This is a genomic window from Primorskyibacter flagellatus, from assembly GCF_900176485.1.
Classification (GTDB): Bacteria; Pseudomonadota; Alphaproteobacteria; order Rhodobacterales; family Rhodobacteraceae; genus Primorskyibacter; species Primorskyibacter flagellatus.
The window spans coordinates 284,767-303,911 of the sequence record NZ_FWYD01000001.1 but is presented as its reverse complement, the minus strand read 5'-3'; the positions used below and the strand labels follow the sequence as shown (position 1 = coordinate 303,911).

Here is a 19,145-nt window from a genome sequence, read left to right as displayed (position 1 = left end):
ACGATCCTGCGGCGGTGCAGCTTGAGAAGGTCGACGCCTCCGGCGGGAGTATTTGTGCCAAGAAGAAAGGGTGGTGCCCTTGTTAAGGGCGTCGCGGCGTTATCGAGCCTTGAAGAGACCGCCCAGAATGCCGCGAACAATGCGGCGACCGGTGGTGCCTTTGAGTTCTTTGACAAGGACATTGGCGATGGCACCGCCGAGGCTGCTATCGTCGAAATCGAGCGTGCCTTTCCGCGACTTTGAGGAAGAGCGCGACACCCGTGTGCCGGAATAGCGCCGTCCGGCGCTGAACTCACGTTCTGCTGCGGATTGCTCTTCCTCGCGATGCTCTGCGTCCTCTGCGGCGCGGGCGGCGGCCTCGGCACGCCGTTGCAGCATTTCGCTGGCGGAGTCGCGATCCACGGCATCAGCGTATTTTGTGCCCAGATCGGATGCGGCGATGATCTGTGACCGGGCGGTATCCGTGATCGGCCCCAGCTTTGACGATGGCGGGCGGATCAACGTGCGTTGCACAATCCCCGGCACGCCTTTTTTCATCAGCATGGAGGTCACCGCCTCGCCCACGCCCACCTCGCGGATCGTCGCTTCGGTGTCAAAATCCGGGTTGGGACGATAGGTTTCAGCCGCCATCCGCAAGGCTTTCTTGTCCCGCGCAGTGAAGGCGCGTAAGGCATGCTGGACGCGGTTGCCAAGCTGGCCGAGGATATCCTCGGGAATGTCATCGGGGTTCTGGCTGATGAAATAGACACCGACGCCCTTTGACCGGATCAGCCGCGCGACCTGTTCGACCTTGTCGACCAGCGCCTTCGGAGCGTCCTCGAACAGCAAATGCGCCTCGTCGAAAAAGAAGACGAGTTTGGGCTTGTCGGGGTCACCGATTTCGGGAAGTTCCTCGAACAGCTCTGACAGCAGCCACAGCAGGAAGGTCGCATAAAGCCGTGGCGCGCCCATCAGCGTGTCGGCAGCAAGGATATTGATCTGGCCACGCCCGTTTGCACCCACGCGCATCATATCTGCCAGATCCAGCGCCGGTTCACCGAATATCTGCGCCCCACCCTGATTTTCCAGCACCAACAGGCGGCGTTGAATTGCCCCGATCGACGCCACCGAGATATTGCCATAGCGGAGGCTGAGCTCTGCACGGTTTTCGCCCGTCCAGACCAGAAGCGCCTGCAAATCCTTGAGGTCGAGAATGGGCAGACCCTGTTCATCGGCCAGACGAAAGGCGATGTTGAGGATGCCTTCCTGCGCCTCGGTCAGATCCAGCAGCCGCGAAATCAGCAATGGACCCATCTCGGCCACGGTGGTGCGCACGGGATGTCCCTGCTTGCCGAACAGATCCCAGAAAACCGCCGGGAATGCATCATAGCTGAAGTCAGTAAATCCGATCCGGGCCGCGCGTTCGGTGAAGGCATCATGCAAATTGACATCCACACTGCCGGGTTCCGCCAGCCCGGACAAATCGCCTTTTACATCCGACAGGAAAACCGGAACGCCAGCGGCAGAAAAACCCTCGGCCAGGATCTGCAGTGTGACGGTTTTCCCGGTGCCGGTCGCCCCTGCGATCAGACCGTGCCGATTGGCGTATTTGAGATCAAGAAACTGCTTCTCGACATAGTCCGCTCCGCCACCTCCGATGAAGATTCCGTTATCCATTGATCGCTGCCCCTGCTGCTGGCCCGTAACGCCCTGAACATCTAACCTTAACCATTTCCGTTGAAAGTCAAATACGTCCGGTGCCACATGTCCTCTTTGGTCTCGGACAGACTTCCTCCCTGTTAGACTGGCCGCACCTTCGGGTGCGGCATTTTTTTGGCCGAACGGCTTTGAGCACGACGTTCAAACCGATTCGGGTTGAGAATTCCGTCAAGAAAAATTTCATGCAACCCATCTTAGATGCCGATATTTTTTCTGTTGACCGTGACATTCAAGTCTCGTACCGTTTCAGCAATGATGAAGTCGGCCAGTCCGACGGGGAGTGAAGAATACAGAAAGGAGCCTTAGGGCTCCTTTCGAACTTTCAGACAACCCCTTGTTTCCATGTTGCTATTTTACACTCATTCCGGGCAGGTTCTTGCTGGATTTGCCGGAACACGGCCAATTTTGGCCTGACATCCGCCGGTGTGCATGGTAAGCGCCTGCCAGAGACCACTAGCTCTGGGAGAGCAATTTATGAATACCTACCTCAGTGCTCTGACACTTGCCGCCCTGATGGCTTCGTCATCGGCGGTCTTCGCGCAAGACGCGACGGACGCGGCACCTGCCGAGTCCACAACAGAGCAAGCCGAAACCGCAGCGCCCGCAGCAGATGCGCCCGCAGCAGATGCTCCCGCGACAGAGGCTCCGGCCACAGGCGCGTTGGCCGATCAGCTTGACACTGGCGAAGAAGCCGATGCCGCGCAGTCGCAGACATATGTGCGCGAAAAGATCGGTGACTGGGATATGCAGTGCCTGCGTGTCGAGGAAGGCGAAGAGCCGTGCCAGATGTATCAGTTGCTGACAGACGGACAGGGCAACAGCGTTGCCGAAGTCAGCCTTTTCCGCGTCAAGGACGGGGGACAGGTCGAGGCTGGCGGCACCTTCGTGGTGCCTCTTGAAACGCTTCTGACGCAAAAGATGTCGATCTCGGTAGATGGTGGACAGCCCAAGCGTTACGACTTTACGCTGTGCAATCCGATTGGATGCTATGCCCGCGTCGGCTTTACCGCCGATGACGTGAACCGCTTCAAGCGCGGCAAAGTGGCAAAGATCACCATCGTTCCGGCGCTGGCACCAGATCAGAAAGTGACGGTCGATATGTCCTTGACCGGGTTCACCGACGGATATTCCAAGACCAGCGAACTGGCGAACTGATCCATCCCTTTTGGGGATGATGCGCCGCGTCCGGAAACACCGGGCGCGGCGTTTTTCGTTGGCGATGAGAGAGGGGTCTGCCGTTTCGGACGCTATTGCCCGGAGTTTGCGGATTCTGCGATCCCGTCCAGAACGGCTTGGGCGGCGCGAAGGCCCGGCGCGCCCCCCCCCTTGCCCAGCTTTTGCATCGTTTCAGACATTGCCGCCTGCTGCGCCTCGGGATGGGCGAGCACTTCCAGCACGGCCTCTGCAACCATGGCGGGCTGACAGGCTTTGCCGATAAATTCCGGCACGTTGCGCGAATTTGTCACCAGGTTGACCAGGGTCACTGAATCAACGCGCAACATCCGCGAGATGACCTGCCGCGACAACCAGTTCATGTCATAGGCGACCACCATCGGTGTGCCCGCTGCGGCCAGTTCAAGGCTGACCGTGCCGGATGCCGCAAGCGCCGCCCGTGCCCCGGCGAATGCACCGCGCTTCAACGCCGGGTCAGGATGGCTGCGCGGATCAAGCACGACCGGATTTCCCGGCCATGAGACGGCTGCTTGCATGACCGCATCGGCAACCGGGGCGGCCGCCGGAATCACCGGGCGCAAACCGGGCCGTTCATCCAGAACGCGGGCGAGGACCTGGCCAAAGATCGGCGCGAGACGACCGACCTCGGACCGTCGTGATCCGGGCAGGATCAGCAGGTAATCACCCTGAATGTCAAAGCTGTCGCGGAAAGCGATGATCTCGTCCGGGGTTGCGACAGGATCGGTCACGACGGGATGGCCGACAAAATCGCAGCGCATGCCCGCGGCTTCCATATAGGGCGGCTCGAACGGGAACAGCGCCAGTACCTGATCAATATGGCGCGCCATCTTGGCGGCCCTGCCGGGACGCCATGCCCAGACGGTGGGTGCCACATAATGCACGGTGCGGATGTCGCTGGCCGCCTTGACCAGTCGCGCGACGCGTAGCGAAAATTCCGGCAGGTCGATGCTGATCAACACATCCGGGCGCGCCGCAATCACTGCGTCGGCGGTTTCACGGATGCGCGCCTTGAGATGGGAGTATTGCGACAGGATCTCGGTGATCCCCATGATCGAGATCTCGTCCATCGGGAACAGGCTGTCCAGCCCTTGCGCTTCCATCCGGGGGCCGCCGACGCCCTGAAAGTGGACCTGTCCGGAGGTCAGTTCGGTCAGCCCCTGCATCATGGCTGCGCCCAGTTTGTCGCCTGACAGCTCGCCTGCAATGACGAAGACACGCAGCGGCTCAGACATCGCGGGCCTGTAGGAATATTCCTGCCTCTTTGGCTGCGCTCAGCGTGGCGTCACGCTCTAGGATCAATACGCCGCCTGCCGCGATGACGATGCCGCCAAGACCTGCGCATTTTGCACCTTCAATCGTGCGCGGTCCGATGCTGGGCATGTCCACGCGTAAATCCTGACCGTGCTTTGGCAGTTTGACCAACACGCCGGGTGCCTTGGGACGCCGTTCTGCTTGGGTCGCCGCAGCCATGTCAAGCAATGCATCCGTGCCTTGAAGTGTCTCGATGCCGAGGCAAAGCCCGCCGGCAACAATCGCCGCCTGCCCCAGATCGAACGGGGACAGGGCGGACAGAACTGCGGCGGCCCTCTCCGTATCGGCTTTCGCGATGTCGTCTGGTTCCGGCCCGCAAAGCATGCCGGCCGAGGCGGTCAAGCCAGCGACAAGCTCATGTGCGCCGATAACGTCAAAACCGCGCTCTTCGAACAGGGCTACGATATGGCGCAAGAGACCGTCATCGCCGTGATGCAGAGCCGTCTCGAAGGCGGTCGCAAGGGCGGCCGTTTCAGCGTCAAAAATTGCCGGGTCAAGCGCTGGCCGCGCCATCGCGCCTGCCATGACGACGCGAGTCACACCTTGGGCACGCAGATCATCGAACAGAGCACCAAGTTGCTCTATCCGGTGTTCACGCGCGGCACCGTTGGGAAGATCATGGGCCATGCCGTTCAGGGTGACGCAATAGGCGTCTGGATGCGCCTGAAGGATGCGCGGCGGCAATTGGCCACTACCCGCCAAAAGGCCAAGCCGTCCCGCCATGATCAGCCCGGCGTCAGGAAGGAACGGTCGGTCGCGCCGAGGATGAAATCGACGATATGGCGTACATAGTCGCTTTCAGTTTCTGCCCCCAGACGTTTGGCACGGTCCTGAAAGGCGCCCTCGCCCTGCGCCAGCATCTGGAACGCGGCCCGCAGCGCCGTGATATCCGAGCGTGCGACGCCTTTGCGCTTCAGTCCCACAAGGTTCAGCCCATCCAGTTTGCCGCGCGGTGCCTGGACAAGACCGTAAGGTATGACGTCATTTGTTACCATGGTCACGGCACCGATGATGGCACCACGCCCGATACGGACCCATTGATGCACGCCAGACAGTCCGCCGACGATGACATCGTCCTCCAGCACGCAATGGCCGGCAAGGGCCGAGTTGTTCACCAGAATGACCCGATCGCCGACCTGAGCGTCATGGGCGACGTGACAGCCGGCCATGAACAGCCCGTCATTGCCCACACGCGTGACGCCGCCGCCGCCCGCAGTGCCGGCGTTCATGGTGACATGTTCGCGGATACGATTGCGGGTGCCGATCTCCAGCCGCGTTTCCTCGCCCTTGAATTTCAGATCCTGTGGCACTTCGCCGATCACCGCGAAGGGGAATATCTCGGTCGCTTCGCCGATGGACGTGACGCCCGTAACAACCACATGGCTTTTCAGAACCACGCCTGGGCCAAGCGTTACCTTCGGCCCGACATGACAGAACGGCCCGATCTGGCAGCCATCGCCGATCGTGGCCCCGTCTTCGATTACTGCGGAAGAATGGATGTCTGACGTCACGCGGGCAAATCCATCATCGCGGTGAATTCCGCCTCGGCGGCCATCTCGCCCTCTACCTCGGCAACACCCTGAAATTTCCAGACCTTGCCGCCCGGCTTGCCACGAAGTGTTTTCAGCGACATGCGCAGCACGTCGCCGGGAATGACCTTGCGGCGAAATTTGCATTTATCGATCGCCATGAAATAGATCAGCATGTCCTTATCGGCCAGATCCAGCGCCACGCCGACCATCACCGCAGAGGTCTGCGCCATCGCTTCGACAATCGTGACGCCGGGCATGATCGGGGTGCCGGGGAAATGACCCTGGAAATGCGGTTCGTTCATGGAGACGTTCTTGATGCCGACGGCAGAGGATGTGCCGTCGATATCAATGACGCGGTCGACCAGAAGGAACGGATAGCGATGCGGCAGGATGCGCTGGATCAGCTGGATATCCGCAGTTTTCAAAGCCTCGGTCATATGGGATCCTTGACAAGTGGCATGGGTCATTGTGACCTAGCAACTGACGCGCCTCGGGGCAAGCTCTAGGGATCTGAAGGAACCGTCTCACCTTCGGCAGGAGGCACCGGATCGGGCACGGGCCCGTCCGGTGCAGGCTGTACTTTGTCGGTGCCGTTTCCTAGAAGCTGATCGATTTGGGTGATCGCCTCGTCAGTGATGTCTATCGCGTCTGCACTGAGAAAGACACTGCGGCGTTCAACAAGGACGGCAGCACCGGCCTCTCGCATCAGTTCACCCAAAACGGGCTGTGCGGCCGCGAGAAACACCCGTCGCACTTCGTCGGTGCGGCCCGCAAAAGCCCGCCCCTTCGCATCCTGTTCTTCCCGGATTCTTTGCACCTTTTCATCGAATGCATCTGCAAGCGCCCGAAATTCAGCCGGAGTCAATTTGGAACGCCGTTCCGTCAGCCTTTTTTCTTCGGCAGTCAGTTCTGCCTCGATCTGCCGATTTTGGCTGGACAGTTCGAGGCCTTCCGCCTCGACCTTGTCGGCGAGCCTCTGGCCATACAGGCTCTCGTTGAACAACCTGTCGGCCTCGACCGTCAGGATCGGGCTTTTGACCATATCCTGGGCGGATGCTGAGTAGCCAAAGAAAAGGGCGGCAGCCAATGCCGCCGCCCCGAATATCTTGCGAAGCATCATGTCAGAACTGCGTCGAGATGGTCAGGTCGAAGTTCTGTTCATTGTCGTACTTCTCTTTCTGCAAAGCTTCGGTGAAGTTGAAACGCAGCGGGCCAATCGGCGTATCCCAGAAGATTGACACACCGACAACGTGACGCGCGCTGAAATCTTCGTAGATCGTGTTGGCATTTGTATTTTCCAACGACCAGAGCGAGCCGACATCATAGAACACACCGCCGGAAATGCCATATTCCTCTGGCAGACCAAGCGGGAACTCCGCCTCGAACCGGGCGACGGCATAAAGGTTGCCGCCAAGCGCGTCATCGACCGAGTTGCCCTGTCTGTTCTCGCCGCGTTCACGCGGACCGATACCGCCATATTCAAAGCCGCGCATCACTGACGGCCCCATGAAGAAACGGTCTGTAACGCGGCCGGACCCCCCCGAATAGTTAAGCGCGCCCCCTTGGAGCGTTGCCCGCAGGGTCACGTCTTCGTTCAGAACTTTGGTTTGGGCAATGGCGCGAACATTGGTTTTGATAAAGCTGGCACCACCGGTTGCCTTGCCGAAATCCTGACCGAATTCCAGCAACACTCCCGCATTGGGGTTCAGTCCGGTGCGACGCGTATCATAGGAATACGTGTACCCGATGGAGTTATTCCAGATTTGGCCACGTTCGGCTTCGGCTTGAATAAGATCGCCCACTTTAGTGTCGTCAGCATCGCTGATATCCGACACCTCGGCCGTATAGCGCAGCGTCAGACGCCCATTTTCGGAGATCGGGAAGCTGAACGATGGCGAAATACGGCCGGAATCCGTGTCATATTCGGCATTGTCATTGTCGGTCTCGCGGTAAGACGCATCAAAGTTGAACGCCAGATCGCGGCCAAGAAAAGCCGGTTCGCCAAAGTTGAAGTTGTATTGACGGTTGTCGACACCGGTCGTGGCACCCAGCGACAAGGATTGTCCCCGGCCCAGAAAGTTACGCTCGCGGAATTGAATGGCGACACCGAAACCGTTGCTTGTGGAATAGCTGCCGCCAAAGCTGAGCGAGCCTGTGGGCTGCTCCTCGACATTGACATCCACAACCACCTGATTGGGGCTGGATCCTTCACGCGCATCGACATCGGCCTTGGTAAAGAACCCAAGCGCGCGGATGCGTTCGGCACTTTCACGCACTTCCCGAGGATTGAACGGGTCGCCTTCGACGACGCGGAACTGGCGACGCACGACGCGGTCCAGCGTGGTGGTGTTGCCTTCAATATCAATCCGCTCGACAAAAATGCGCGGTCCGCGGCTGAGAACAAATTCCACATCCAGAGTCAGGTCACGATCATTGCGGCTGATCCGCGGTTCGACCCGAACGAAGTTCAACCCTTCACGGATTGCCAGACGTTCCAACCGCGCGATGGAGTTTTCCACCAGCATCGGTGAATAGACAACACCGGGGCGCACTTTCAACGCGGCCTGGAACAGGTCCACGTCAACTTCGGCGAGATCGGATGTTGTTGTCACTTCGCCAAAGCGGAACTGCTGCCCTTCTTGCACATTGAACGTCAGGAAGTACCCATCGCGCTTGCGGGTCAGTTCGGCGTTCACACCTGTGGTGCGGAAGTCAACATAGCCGCGCGACATGTAGAAATCGTTCAGCACCTGCTTGTCGAATTCGATCCGGTCTTCGATCAGCGTGTCACGCTTGACCAGAAGGCGGAAAATGCCTGCCTGCTTGGTTTCCAGAACGCGGCGCAGACGATAATCGGAATAAACCTTGTTGCCGACAAAACCGATACGCTCAATTTCGACAACGCCGCCTTCGAAGACCTCGAAAACAAGATCGACACGGTTGTCGCTACGGCGAATGACTTTCGGTGTCACCCGTGCGGCAATCCGGCCCTGTTGGGCATAGGCGGTCACGATATTCGCGGCGTCGCGTTCGGCCTGGGACGGGCTGAAGACGCGGCGGGATTGCGACTGCACGATGGTCGTCAGCACATCATCCTTGATCCGCGAGTTGCCCTCGAAGTTGATGACGTTGATCGTGGGGTATTCAGCGACCCGGATCACCAGGGTGCCACCCTGCGGCACCAGTTCCACGGTCTCGAACAGACCTGACCCTGCAATCCGCTGATAAGCCTCATTGAGGTCCCCACCGCTGACGCTTTGACCCCGCGCGATCCCTGCATAGCTGAGGATCGTGCCCGCCTCGACCCGTTGGTTGCCCTCGATCGAGACCGAGTTGAACCTGTAGTCCTGCGCCATTGTGGCCTGCGGCAACACCGCAAACGCAATCGCTATCATCGCTAAAAACGTTGTGATCAGCGTGCGGGGCTTACCCGACTTAGTGGCTGGTCCGAACGCCCTGCCCTCAGCATTGTTGATCATGCTTCCATTCCGTACAGACATCGTTTGAAACGTGAGTATCGGCTAAACACCGGGTTGTCAAAAGCGGTGAGTCCGGTTTTTCTAAGATGTTGCCCTGAGGGCAGTTAAATCGCCCCTGTCCACGCTTTCCGCACGAAATTATGGCTATAAAGCTACGGGCAGAAAAGATCGTTCGTCAGGCCGAAAACCATGATTGACAGGATAAAGGCCAACCCCATTGTCATCAGGATCCGCAGCGCCTTGTCGTTGGGCTGGCGTCCCGTGATCGCCTCATAGGCATAAAACACCAGATGTCCGCCATCCAGCACGGGGATCGGAAACAGGTTCATCAGGCCGACAGCCGTGCTGAGAACGGCAATGAACCAGATGAAGCTGGTTGTCCCCTGACTGGCCATCGCACCAGAAGCCTGCGCGATTCCCAGCGGCCCGCTGAGGTTGCAACTGCTGATCGCGCCGGTAACCATATGATACAGGCCGGACAAAGATCCGGTGATGATGCCCCAGGTTTGCGCGACACTGGCATTCAACGCGTCAATCGGACCGGGTGTCGAAACGGCTGGCTCGAAGAACAAGCCGCCGGCGATTCCGATGCGCCAGTTGGTCTTGAAGCTGTTGTCCGGTTGCGGTTCGTCCACGCGGCGCGGCACCAGCACAAAGTCCAGATCTTCGCCGTCGCGCCACACATCAAGCTGCAAAGGCCGCCCGTTGGAGCCTTCGACAATCTGCTTGAGCTGTTCAAATGCGTAGATCGGCGCGTCATCGACGCGGCGAATGACATCGCCCGCTTTCATCTCGATATCGTAGGCAGCCGATCGCGGAACGACCTGCGTGGCAATCGCCGGATAGGGATATGGCCCCTGTGCCTGCACGACCTCGCCCTCGCGGCGCACAGTATAGTCGATCTGCGGCTGCGCGGGCAGCGATTTCATGAAGGTCTCGAATGCCGCAGGATCATCGAAAGACGGGGCTGTTTCGCTCCCGACCTCAAGGATCACGTCACCGGGCAGCAGTTGCTGTTCGACGGGCAGGTTGCGCAACTCTCCCACCGTCAGGGGTTCGGTCACCACGCCGCGCGCCATGAACACGCCCATGAATACCACAATCGACAGGATGAAATTGAATATCGGACCGGCCGCAACGGTTGCGGTGCGCGCCCATAGCGGTGCGCCGTTCATCGTCTGACGCCGATCCTCGGCGCTCAGCACCTCCATCGCGTCCGTATCAATGCCACCCGAAGGATTCGCATCACCGCGAAACTTCACATATCCGCCAAGCGGCAATGCCGCGATTTGCCAAAGCGTGCCGCGCTTGTCCACACGGCTCCAGATCACCGGGCCAAAACCGAGCGAGAACACATCCGCAGAGATGCCCGACCAGCGGCCGACGATGTAATGGCCGTATTCGTGGATCGCCACGATGATCGACAGAGCCACGACAAACGCCGCCAAGGTCAGGAAAACGCTTCCGAATTGCGGGATCAGCCCTGCCATGTCTTGTCCATTCGCCCTAGTGTTTCCGAGCCTTAAGGCGCTTTATCGCGCCGCGTGCCGTGTCCCGTGCCAGATGATCCAGTCTGTTCACATTATCAAGGGTGAACTCTGCGTGAATATGTCCGGGTCTTGCCGAAATCTCGGTCAGGACATCCTCGACGACCCCGGCCATGTCCATAAACCCGATCTGACGCGCAAGAAAACCGTCAAGCGCCTGTTCCTTGGCCGCATTGAATACGGCCCCCGAAAGGCCCCCTTCCTGCATGACCTCTCGTGCCAGTCGCAGGGCCGGGTAGCGTTGATCGCAGGCGGCGCGAAAACTAAGCGCGCCGATTGCCGTCAGGTCAAGCCGCTCTACCGGCAAGGCGCGGCGTTCAGGCCAATGCAGCGCAAATCCGATGGCATGGCGCATATCCGGCGGGCCGACATGGGCCATCAACGCCCCGTCGCTGAAACCGACCAGCGCGTGTATCAGCGATTCCGGATGCACGACGGTCTCGATCTTCTCGGGAGAAATTCCGAAAAACTCCCGTGTTTCAATCAGTTCCAGAGCTTTGTTGAACATGGATGCGGAATCGATCGTGATCCGCTGACCCATGTCCCAATTGGGATGGGTGGCGGCCTGTTCCGGTGTCGCGTCGGCCAGCTGTTCCAGCGGCCAGTCACGGAATGCCCCACCTGAAGCAGTGATGATAACCCGTTCTACCGACGCGATATTTTCGCCGATCAGCGCCTGAAAAACTGCGGAATGTTCGCTATCCACCGGCAGGATACGCCCGCCATGCATCTCGGCGGTTTGCAGCATGAGCCTGCCAGCAGCGACCATGCTTTCCTTATTGGCCAGCGCCAGCGTCGCGCCCTGTTCCAGCGCGCGCAGACCGGGCGCAAGGCCGGCCGCACCGACGATTGCGGACATCACCCAATCGGCGGGACGGGTGGCCGCCTCGACCAGCGCGCCCTCTCCGGCGGCGGCCTTTATGCCGCTTCCAGCAAGCGCATCACGCAGATCGGTCAGCCGGTCAGGATCAGCAGTGACGGCGATCTCCGGCCTGTGCTGCCGCGCCTGTTCGGCCAGCAGCGCGATATTGCGTCCGCCGGTCAGCGCCACGAGGTGATACTCCTCCGGCGCGCGCCCGATCAGGTCCAATGTGCTTTGTCCGATGGATCCGGTCGCCCCGAAAACCGAAATGCGCCTCATTGCACCCCCGGCGGGAAGTTGACGATCTGGCCAACCACAAGCAGGAACAAGGCGGCACCCAGCATCCCGTCAAATCGATCCAGCAAGCCGCCGTGACCGGGGATCAACCAGGAGCTGTCCTTGACACCGCAGCGCCGTTTGATGGCGCTTTCCGCAATATCCCCCATTTGCGAGGCCATGGCGGCGGCGATGCTGATGCCGATCAGCTCCGACCCTGCTTCGGTAAAGCCTGCGAAGATCGCACCGATGAAACCTGCGCAAATCCAGCCCGCCACAGTGCCGGACCATGTTTTCTTGGGGCTGACACGCGGCCAGAATTTAGGCCCGCCAATCATCCGCCCCGCGAAATAGCCTCCGACATCGGTGACAATCACGACCAGAACCAGCCAGAGCATCCAGACCAATCCAAAATCGTCGCGCAAGGCCATCATGCCGTAACCGGCCAGCAGAATGACGGCTGTATAAATCATGTAAGTTGGCGCGCGACGTCCGAGCAATGTGACGCCGACAAGAGCGGGTGCAAGCAGTAGCGGCAACGCAAACCCAGCAGGCAGTTCAATCGAGAGCATCGCCGCTGCGGCCGCAATCCCCCCAAGCATCAGCATCCGGTCAGAGTTTGCGCCGTGCAGCATCACGGCCAGTTCCCAGACCATGACACCGGTGATGGCGGCAATCAGCAAATGCCACCAGATACCACCCAGCCAAACGCCCAGAAGTCCGATCACGACCATCACCGCACCCGACGCAACGCGCGGTGCCAAGTCGTCCCATTTAGGCGAGGCACTCATACGTTAACGGCACCGAAACGGCGGTCGCGGGTCGAATAGGACTGGGTCAACCGGGCAAATTCGGCAGCCGAGAAATCCGGCCACAGCGTGTCGATGAATTCATATTCGGCATAGGCCGATTGCCACAGCAGAAAGTTGGAAATACGCGCCTCGCCGCTGGTGCGGATCACCAGATCTGGGTCAGGCAGAACATAGGTGTCCAGATAGCGCGGTAATGTCTCTTCATTGACTTCCTTGGGCGCAAGCCTGCCCGCGGCCACGTCATGCGCCAGACGTTGAGCAGCACGCGCGACCTCGTCACGGCCACCGTAATTGATGGCGATGGTCAGATTTACGCCCGTGCAATGCGACGTCAAAAGCTCCAGCTCATCCATCAGGGTGACCAGTTTGTCATCAAGCTTCATCCGGTCGCCGATGAACCGGACCTGCACGTTTTCCTTCAGCAAAGCCTGCGCTTCGCGGCTGATATAGCGCCGGAACAGGCTCATCAGACCGGCAACTTCGTTTTGCGTACGCTTCCAGTTTTCGGTGGAGAAAGCAAAGATCGTCAGATATTTGACACCGGCATCCGGGCAGGCCTCAACAATTTCGCGGACACGTTTTGCGCCTGCGTGATGTCCAAACAAGCGCGGTTTGCCCTTTTGAGTGGCCCATCGGCCATTGCCATCCATAATGATAGCAACATGGCGCGGGCCTTTGCCCTCGCGGATCGGTTTCACCATTGTGATCTCCTTACCGGCGGGTCCGCTCAGACCTGCATGATCTCTTCCTGCTTATGTTCCAGCGCTTTGTCGATCAATGCGATGTATTTGTCGGTCAGCTCTTGAATCTCGGTCTCCCAGAATTTCTGGTCATCCTCGGAAAGATTGCTGTCATTCTTGGCCCGTTTGGTCTGATCCATACCGTCCCGGCGCACGTTGCGCACGGCGACACGGCAATGTTCAGCATATTGACCGGCGACCTTGGTCAAATCCCGGCGACGTTCTTCGTTCAGTTCCGGGATCGGCAACATGATGATCGTACCATTCAGCTGCGGGTTGATGCCAAGACCGCTTTCGCGGATCGCCTTTTCCACCTTGCCGACAAGGCCTTTGTCCCAGACGTTTATCGTGACCATGCGGCTTTCAGGAACGTTGACCGTGCCCACCTGGTTGATCGGGGTCATTTGCCCGTAGGCGTCGACCTGCACAGGTTCCAGCATCGACGCCGAAGCCCGCCCGGTCCGCAGCGAAGCAAACTCGGTGCGCAAATTCGCCATAGCGCCATCCATCCGGCGTTTCAGGTCGTCAGTATCAAGTTCGAAAGTATCATCAGCCATCTTTGGTCTCTTTGGTCTTGGAGCCTGTATTCTTCCGCCATCTATAACGCCAACAGCATTACAATGTATAGGTGGTGTTGCACTCAAGCGCGGGGAACTGCCGCGCAACAGGTCCAGTCCCCCCGTTTGCACACTGTCGGACGGTCAGATTCGCCGCGCAACATCGGTATCGCGGCGGAAAGTTAATATTTACACAGCCCTCAGAAAGACGCGGCTCCGGGCTTAGGAATGTACCGTTGTGTAGGTACCTTGCCCCGCAAGAATGCCACGGAAACCGCCGGGTTCATCCAGGCTGAAAACAATGATCGGCAGGCTGTTGTCGCGCGCCAGGGCAATCGCAGAGGCGTCCATCACGCCAAGATGCTGCGCCAGAACCTCGTCATAGGTCACACGGTCATAACGCTTGGCATCCGCGTGCTTGACCGGGTCCTTGTCATAGACGCCATCCACTTTCGTGCCCTTGAAGATCGCCTCGCAAGCCATTTCATTTGCACGCAAAGTTGCGGCCGTGTCCGTGGTGAAATAAGGGTTTCCGGTGCCCGCCGCAAAAATGCAGACGCGCTTTTTCTCAAGGTGGCGGACAGCGCGGCGGCGAATATACGGCTCGCACACCTGATCCATCGGGATCGCGCTGATGACGCGGGTAAAGACGCCCAGCTCTTCCAGCGCCGCCTGCATGGCCAGCGCGTTCATCACCGTGGCAAGCATGCCCATATAATCGGCAGTTGTCCGCTCCATCCCCTGCGCGGCCCCTGACAGACCGCGAAAGATGTTGCCGCCGCCGATCACCATGCAGATCTCGACGCCCATGTCGTGAACCGATTTCACCTCTTCAGCGATGCGCTGTACGGTGGGTGGGTGCAGGCCGTAGCCTTGGTCGCCCATCAGCGCCTCTCCTGAGATTTTCAACAAAACGCGTCTGAAAGCGGTCTGCGGGGCGGAGGCGGTATCGGGCATGTTGCGTCTCTTCCGGGCAAGGGTCTAGATTGCGCGCAAAATGTCGGAAAACACGAGCAGACACAATGCATGGCACAGCCGATAAGCGGATAAACCTGGAATTTCTTTCACCGCAGGAGGCTCGGTTTGGGTAAGCCGTCATGGCTGGCAGCGCTGGCGGCAGACATGCCGGTCCTGATTGCAGGGCCGACAGCGTCGGGAAAATCTGCGCTGGCGTTGAGGATAGCGGAAACACAAGGCGGCGTGATCGTCAATGCCGATGCCATTCAGGTCTATCGGAACTGGCGGGTTCTGACCGCGCGGCCTTCGCCTGCGGAGGAAGCACGCGCACCACATTTTCTCTACGGTCATGTGCCGGGCGATCAGGCCTATTCGGTCGGTCACTGGCTACGCGATCTCGAACCGCTCCTCGCAGGGCCGGAACGACCGATCATCGTGGGCGGCACGGGCCTGTATTTCTCGGCCCTCACCGAAGGGCTGGCAGAAATCCCGCCAACCCCTGCCCCGATCCGTGCCGAGGCCGATGCGCGTCTGGCAGCCGAGGGGCACGCGGCGCTGCTGACAGAGCTTGATAGCGTCACGGCAGCGAGGATCGACAGGCAGAACCCGATGCGGGTGCAACGTGCCTGGGAAGTGCAGCGCACCACGGGGCGCGGGCTCGCCTCGTGGCAGGATGCGACGCCACCGCCGCGTTTGGCATTGGAGAAGGTTCAGCCCATTCTGTTCGATGCGCCGAAGGATTGGCTGAATGCCCGTATTGCCCGCCGCTTTGATGCGATGCTGACCCAAGGTGCGCTGAAAGAGGCCCGCGACAACCTCGATGGATTTTCCACCAACCTGCCCTCGGCCAAGGCAATCGGTGCGGCAGAACTGATCGCCCATCTGCGCGGCGAGATGACGCTGGACGCTGCACGCGAGGCGGCCACCATCGCGACCCGGCAATTCGCCAAACGGCAGCGGACCTGGTTCCGCGCCCGGATGAAATCATGGACGCGGCACCACCCTGAAACCACCGATTGAGCACGTCTGTCGGCCTGCCGGGATCATCGCGTCATGCTCTGCTGGTCGAAACATCGAAAGACGGTGATTTGCGACCGGGATAACAAGCGCGCGCTCTGGCTTTCGGCGCGGCTTGTCCATGACGGTGAAGCAGCGATCGCTCTGTCGGACCATTCCACAATCCTCAAAATGTCGTTTTTGGCTGGAACTGATGTCGCTTTCGGGCCATCAATGACCGAAGCCACGCGAAAAGAGGCATGGTGGAAAACCTGCCGAAATCATGCCGCGGGAAGTCTATAAGAAGTTGATGATGAGGGAAAACGCCCTAGTTGAGACCATTCAGCAAGACCGTACGGATCAGAAAAATCGTCACAATAAGACTGTTCACTGGGAGATCACGATGACAAGCATGAAAAAGACGCGGAAAAGGCTACACCCTGCGGCGCGGATGTATGCGGAAGAGTTCAAACAGGGCAAGCTGAGCCGACGTGAATTCCTGACCCGCACCACCGCGCTGGGGCTGACCGCGACCGCCGCCTACACGCTAGGCGGCCTGACACAGCCCGTGCAGGCGCAAGAGACACCAAAACAGGGCGGCACGCTGCGGATCGAAAGCTTCGTCAAGGCGATGAAAGACCCCCGCGCCTATGACTGGTCCGAGATCGGCAACCAGTCCCGCGGCATCTACGAATACCTCGTGCAATACGAAAAAGACGGCAGCTTTACGCCCATGCTTCTGGAAAGCTGGGAGGTCAATGACGACGCAACGCAATATACGCTCAACGTGCGTCAGGGTGTGACGTGGAATAACGGCGACGCTTTCACAGCCGAAGATGTCGCGCGCAATATTCGCGGCTGGTGCGACAGTTCCGTCGATGAAAATTCCATGGCGTCGCGCATGGGCGGGCTGATGGACGAGGCCGCAGGACAGGCGCGTGACGGCGCAATCGAGATTATAGACGATCACACCGTCCGGCTGAACCTGTCGGCGCCCGACATCGCTGTGATCGCCAATATGTCGGATTATCCGGCGGCCATCATGCATGCCGATTACGACGGCGGAAATCCGTTTGATTTCGGCATCGGCACCGGACCGTACAAGCCGGTCACACTGGAAGTCGGCGTGCGCTGCGTGATGGAGCGCAATACCGATCATACATGGTGGGGAACCGAAGTGTTCGGCGGGCCTTACCTCGACCGGATCGAGTTGATTGATTATGGCACCGACCCTGCATCCTGGGTGGCGGCGGCAGAATCCGAAGAGGTCGACCTGCTTTACGAATCCGTTGGGGATTTCATCGACATTTTGACGGCGATCGGCTGGACCCAGACGGAGACTGTCACCGCCTCCACCGCCGTGTTCCGCACCAACCATGCGGCCGATGTGGACGGGCGCAAACCCTATGCCAACCGGGATGTGCGCAAGGCGCTGGCGCTGGCGGTCGACAACAGTCTGTGTCTGCAACTGGGCTATTCGGATCGCGGCGAAGTCGCACGCAACGATCATGTCTGCCCGATTCACCCGGCCTATGCTGATCTCGGCCCGTCAGAGCATGACCCTGTCAAAGCCAAAGAGATGATGGACGCCACCGAATTTGCTGCTTTCGAGCATGAACTGATTACCATCGATGACGACTGGCAGCGTAACACCGGCGACGTGATTGCGGCACAACTGCGCGATGCTGGAATCGCTGTCCGACGCTCTATCCTTCCGGGGGCAACTTTCTGGAACGACTGGACGAAATATCCCTTCAGCTCAACAAGTTGGAACCACCGTCCTTTGGAAGTGCAAGTTATGTCTCTGGCATATCGCAGTGGTCAGGCCTGGAACGAGACGGCCTATGCCAACCCGGAATTCGACGCTCTGATGACAGAGGCACTGTCGATCGCCGATGCCGATAAACGTCGTGAGGTGATGGCCAAGATCCAGCAGTTGATGCGTGACGACGCGATCATCATCCAGCCTTACTGGCGCAACCTCTACAATCACCACAACGGCACACTGGTGAATGTCGACAAGCATCCGGCGCACGAATTCCACTATCACAAATACGGCTTCAAGGCCTGATTTTTGCACCGGGGCCATTTGTAGCCCCGGTGCGTTCTGCCCCCGTCAGAAGGCAATCCATGGGAATTTTTTTGTTGCGCCGTCTCGGTGTGATGCTGCTCACCACACTCTGCCTGACCTTCGTCGTGTTCTGGCTGACCAATCTTCAGCCCAACCTTGAAAAGCTGGCAAAGACCCAAGGCAACATGCGCATGACCGACACGCAGGTTGCCTCTTGGCTGGAGGAGCGAGGTTACGCCCGACCGATTTTAATCAAATATGGCGAATGGCTGGGCGTCCTGCCGGGCTATGTGAACGTCTCCACAGATGGATCGGTTCAGGCACGCTGTCTGGATGATGGCATGACGATAGAGACAGCCCCCCGATACTGCGGCGTCTTACAGGGCGAGTGGGGCTATTCCACCGTGTTTCGCGAGGATGTCAGCGACATTATCAGCATTCGGCTGGGGCTTACGGCCAAGTTGATGTTGTGGGTGATGATCCTGATGGTGCCCTCGGCGCTGCTGCTGGGCGTGCTTGCGGGAATGCGCGAAGGCTCGCGCACCGACCGGGCGCTCTCGACGATCTCGATTACCACCACGGCAACGCCGGAATATGTATCCGGCGTAATCCTGATCGCGGTGTTCGCGTCCTCTGCCGTGGGCCTGAAATGGTTCAAGGGCACGGCGACCTCTGCGATGGAGGATGCAAATTTCGAGAATTTCTTTCTGCCGATCCTGACCATCGCACTCTTCGGGATGGGCTATATCGCGCGGATGACCCGCGCCTCGATGGCCGAGGTGATGACCGCGCAATATATCCGCACCGCGCGCCTGAAGGGTGTGAGCTTTCCCAATATCGTGATGAAACACGCGCTGCGGAACGCACTGATTGCGCCCTTCACGGTCATCATGCTGCAATTTCCGTGGCTGTTGAACGGCGTGGTGATCGTAGAGACCCTGTTCAACTACAAAGGCTTCGGCTGGACCTTGGTGCAGGCCGCCGGGAATAACGATATCGAGCTTTTGCTGGGGGTTTCGGTCGTCTCCGTCATCGTCGTGCTGGTGACACAGCTGATTTCCGATATCGGCTATGTCTATCTTAATCCCCGCATCAGCGTGTCCTGAGGAGTGC

Annotated in this window: 17 protein-coding genes; 4 read left to right on the top strand and 13 right to left on the bottom strand. The window is 59.2% G+C overall.

Annotation, left to right across the window (positions count from 1 at the left end):
- Positions 1–99 precede the first annotated feature (99 nt).
- Entirely contained in the window at positions 100–1,656 is a 1,557-nt protein-coding gene (locus B8991_RS01405; protein ID WP_084350011.1) for a helicase HerA-like domain-containing protein, read from the bottom strand.
- 516 nt (positions 1,657–2,172) lie between these two features.
- Here B8991_RS01405 and B8991_RS01395 point away from each other — a divergent pair.
- Complete coding sequence (locus tag B8991_RS01395) at positions 2,173–2,853, top strand: invasion associated locus B family protein (RefSeq protein ID WP_084350009.1); 681 nt, start codon at positions 2,173–2,175, stop codon at positions 2,851–2,853.
- Positions 2,854–2,945: 92 nt separating this feature from the next.
- Here the strand turns inward: B8991_RS01395 and lpxB are convergent, their stop codons facing one another.
- The 12 genes from lpxB to pyrH form a co-directional block, all read right to left on the bottom strand.
- Complete coding sequence (gene lpxB / locus B8991_RS01390; RefSeq protein ID WP_084350300.1) at positions 2,946–4,112, bottom strand: lipid-A-disaccharide synthase; 1,167 nt, start codon at positions 4,110–4,112, stop codon at positions 2,946–2,948.
- Between the two features lie 4 nt (positions 4,113–4,116).
- Positions 4,117–4,926 carry an LpxI family protein gene (locus B8991_RS01385; RefSeq protein WP_084350008.1) on the bottom strand — a complete coding sequence of 270 codons (810 nt, stop codon included), beginning with the start codon at positions 4,924–4,926 and terminating at the stop codon, positions 4,117–4,119.
- A gap of 2 nt (positions 4,927–4,928) precedes the next feature.
- Positions 4,929–5,714: an acyl-ACP--UDP-N-acetylglucosamine O-acyltransferase gene (gene lpxA / locus B8991_RS01380; RefSeq protein WP_084350007.1), complete on the bottom strand. Its 786-nt coding sequence runs from the start codon at positions 5,712–5,714 to the stop codon at positions 4,929–4,931.
- Entirely contained in the window at positions 5,711–6,172 is a 462-nt protein-coding gene (fabZ, locus tag B8991_RS01375; RefSeq protein ID WP_084350006.1) for a 3-hydroxyacyl-ACP dehydratase FabZ, read from the bottom strand. The genes lpxA and fabZ overlap by 4 nt, the downstream gene beginning before the upstream one ends.
- Positions 6,173–6,237: 65 nt before the next feature.
- The gene (locus tag B8991_RS01370) at positions 6,238–6,855 is read right to left on the bottom strand and encodes an OmpH/Skp family outer membrane protein (protein ID WP_143514458.1); all 618 of its coding nucleotides are present in this window, start codon (positions 6,853–6,855) and stop codon (positions 6,238–6,240) included.
- Between the two features lies 1 nt (position 6,856).
- Positions 6,857–9,214 carry an outer membrane protein assembly factor BamA gene (gene bamA / locus B8991_RS01365; protein ID WP_084350005.1) on the bottom strand — a complete coding sequence of 786 codons (2,358 nt, stop codon included), beginning with the start codon at positions 9,212–9,214 and terminating at the stop codon, positions 6,857–6,859.
- A gap of 152 nt (positions 9,215–9,366) precedes the next feature.
- The gene (gene rseP / locus B8991_RS01360; RefSeq protein ID WP_084350004.1) at positions 9,367–10,704 is read right to left on the bottom strand and encodes an RIP metalloprotease RseP; all 1,338 of its coding nucleotides are present in this window, start codon (positions 10,702–10,704) and stop codon (positions 9,367–9,369) included.
- Positions 10,705–10,720: 16 nt separating this feature from the next.
- Positions 10,721–11,902, bottom strand: coding sequence for a 1-deoxy-D-xylulose-5-phosphate reductoisomerase (gene dxr, locus B8991_RS01355; protein WP_084350003.1), 1,182 nt, complete (start codon positions 11,900–11,902; stop codon positions 10,721–10,723).
- The gene (locus B8991_RS01350; RefSeq protein WP_084350002.1) at positions 11,899–12,690 is read right to left on the bottom strand and encodes a phosphatidate cytidylyltransferase; all 792 of its coding nucleotides are present in this window, start codon (positions 12,688–12,690) and stop codon (positions 11,899–11,901) included. Before B8991_RS01350 ends, dxr begins: the two co-directional genes overlap by 4 nt.
- Positions 12,687–13,412 (bottom strand): isoprenyl transferase, encoded by a 726-nt coding sequence (locus tag B8991_RS01345; protein WP_084350001.1) that lies wholly within the window; start codon positions 13,410–13,412, stop codon positions 12,687–12,689. The genes B8991_RS01350 and B8991_RS01345 overlap by 4 nt, the downstream gene beginning before the upstream one ends.
- Positions 13,413–13,438: 26 nt before the next feature.
- On the bottom strand, positions 13,439–14,008 hold the full coding sequence (gene frr / locus B8991_RS01340; RefSeq protein ID WP_084350000.1) for a ribosome recycling factor: 570 nt from the start codon (positions 14,006–14,008) through the stop codon (positions 13,439–13,441).
- 222 nt (positions 14,009–14,230) lie between these two features.
- Positions 14,231–14,965 carry a UMP kinase gene (gene pyrH / locus B8991_RS01335; protein WP_084349999.1) on the bottom strand — a complete coding sequence of 245 codons (735 nt, stop codon included), beginning with the start codon at positions 14,963–14,965 and terminating at the stop codon, positions 14,231–14,233.
- Between the two features lie 165 nt (positions 14,966–15,130).
- Here pyrH and miaA point away from each other — a divergent pair, with 165 nt between their 5' ends.
- From miaA to B8991_RS01320, 3 genes are all read left to right on the top strand, one after another.
- Positions 15,131–15,985 (top strand): tRNA (adenosine(37)-N6)-dimethylallyltransferase MiaA, encoded by an 855-nt coding sequence (miaA, locus tag B8991_RS01330; RefSeq protein WP_084350298.1) that lies wholly within the window; start codon positions 15,131–15,133, stop codon positions 15,983–15,985.
- A gap of 379 nt (positions 15,986–16,364) precedes the next feature.
- Entirely contained in the window at positions 16,365–18,032 is a 1,668-nt protein-coding gene (locus B8991_RS01325; RefSeq protein WP_084350297.1) for an ABC transporter substrate-binding protein, read from the top strand.
- A 59-nt stretch (positions 18,033–18,091) separates the two neighbouring features.
- The gene (locus B8991_RS01320) at positions 18,092–19,138 is read left to right on the top strand and encodes an ABC transporter permease (RefSeq protein WP_084349998.1); all 1,047 of its coding nucleotides are present in this window, start codon (positions 18,092–18,094) and stop codon (positions 19,136–19,138) included.
- Positions 19,139–19,145 lie beyond the last annotated feature (7 nt).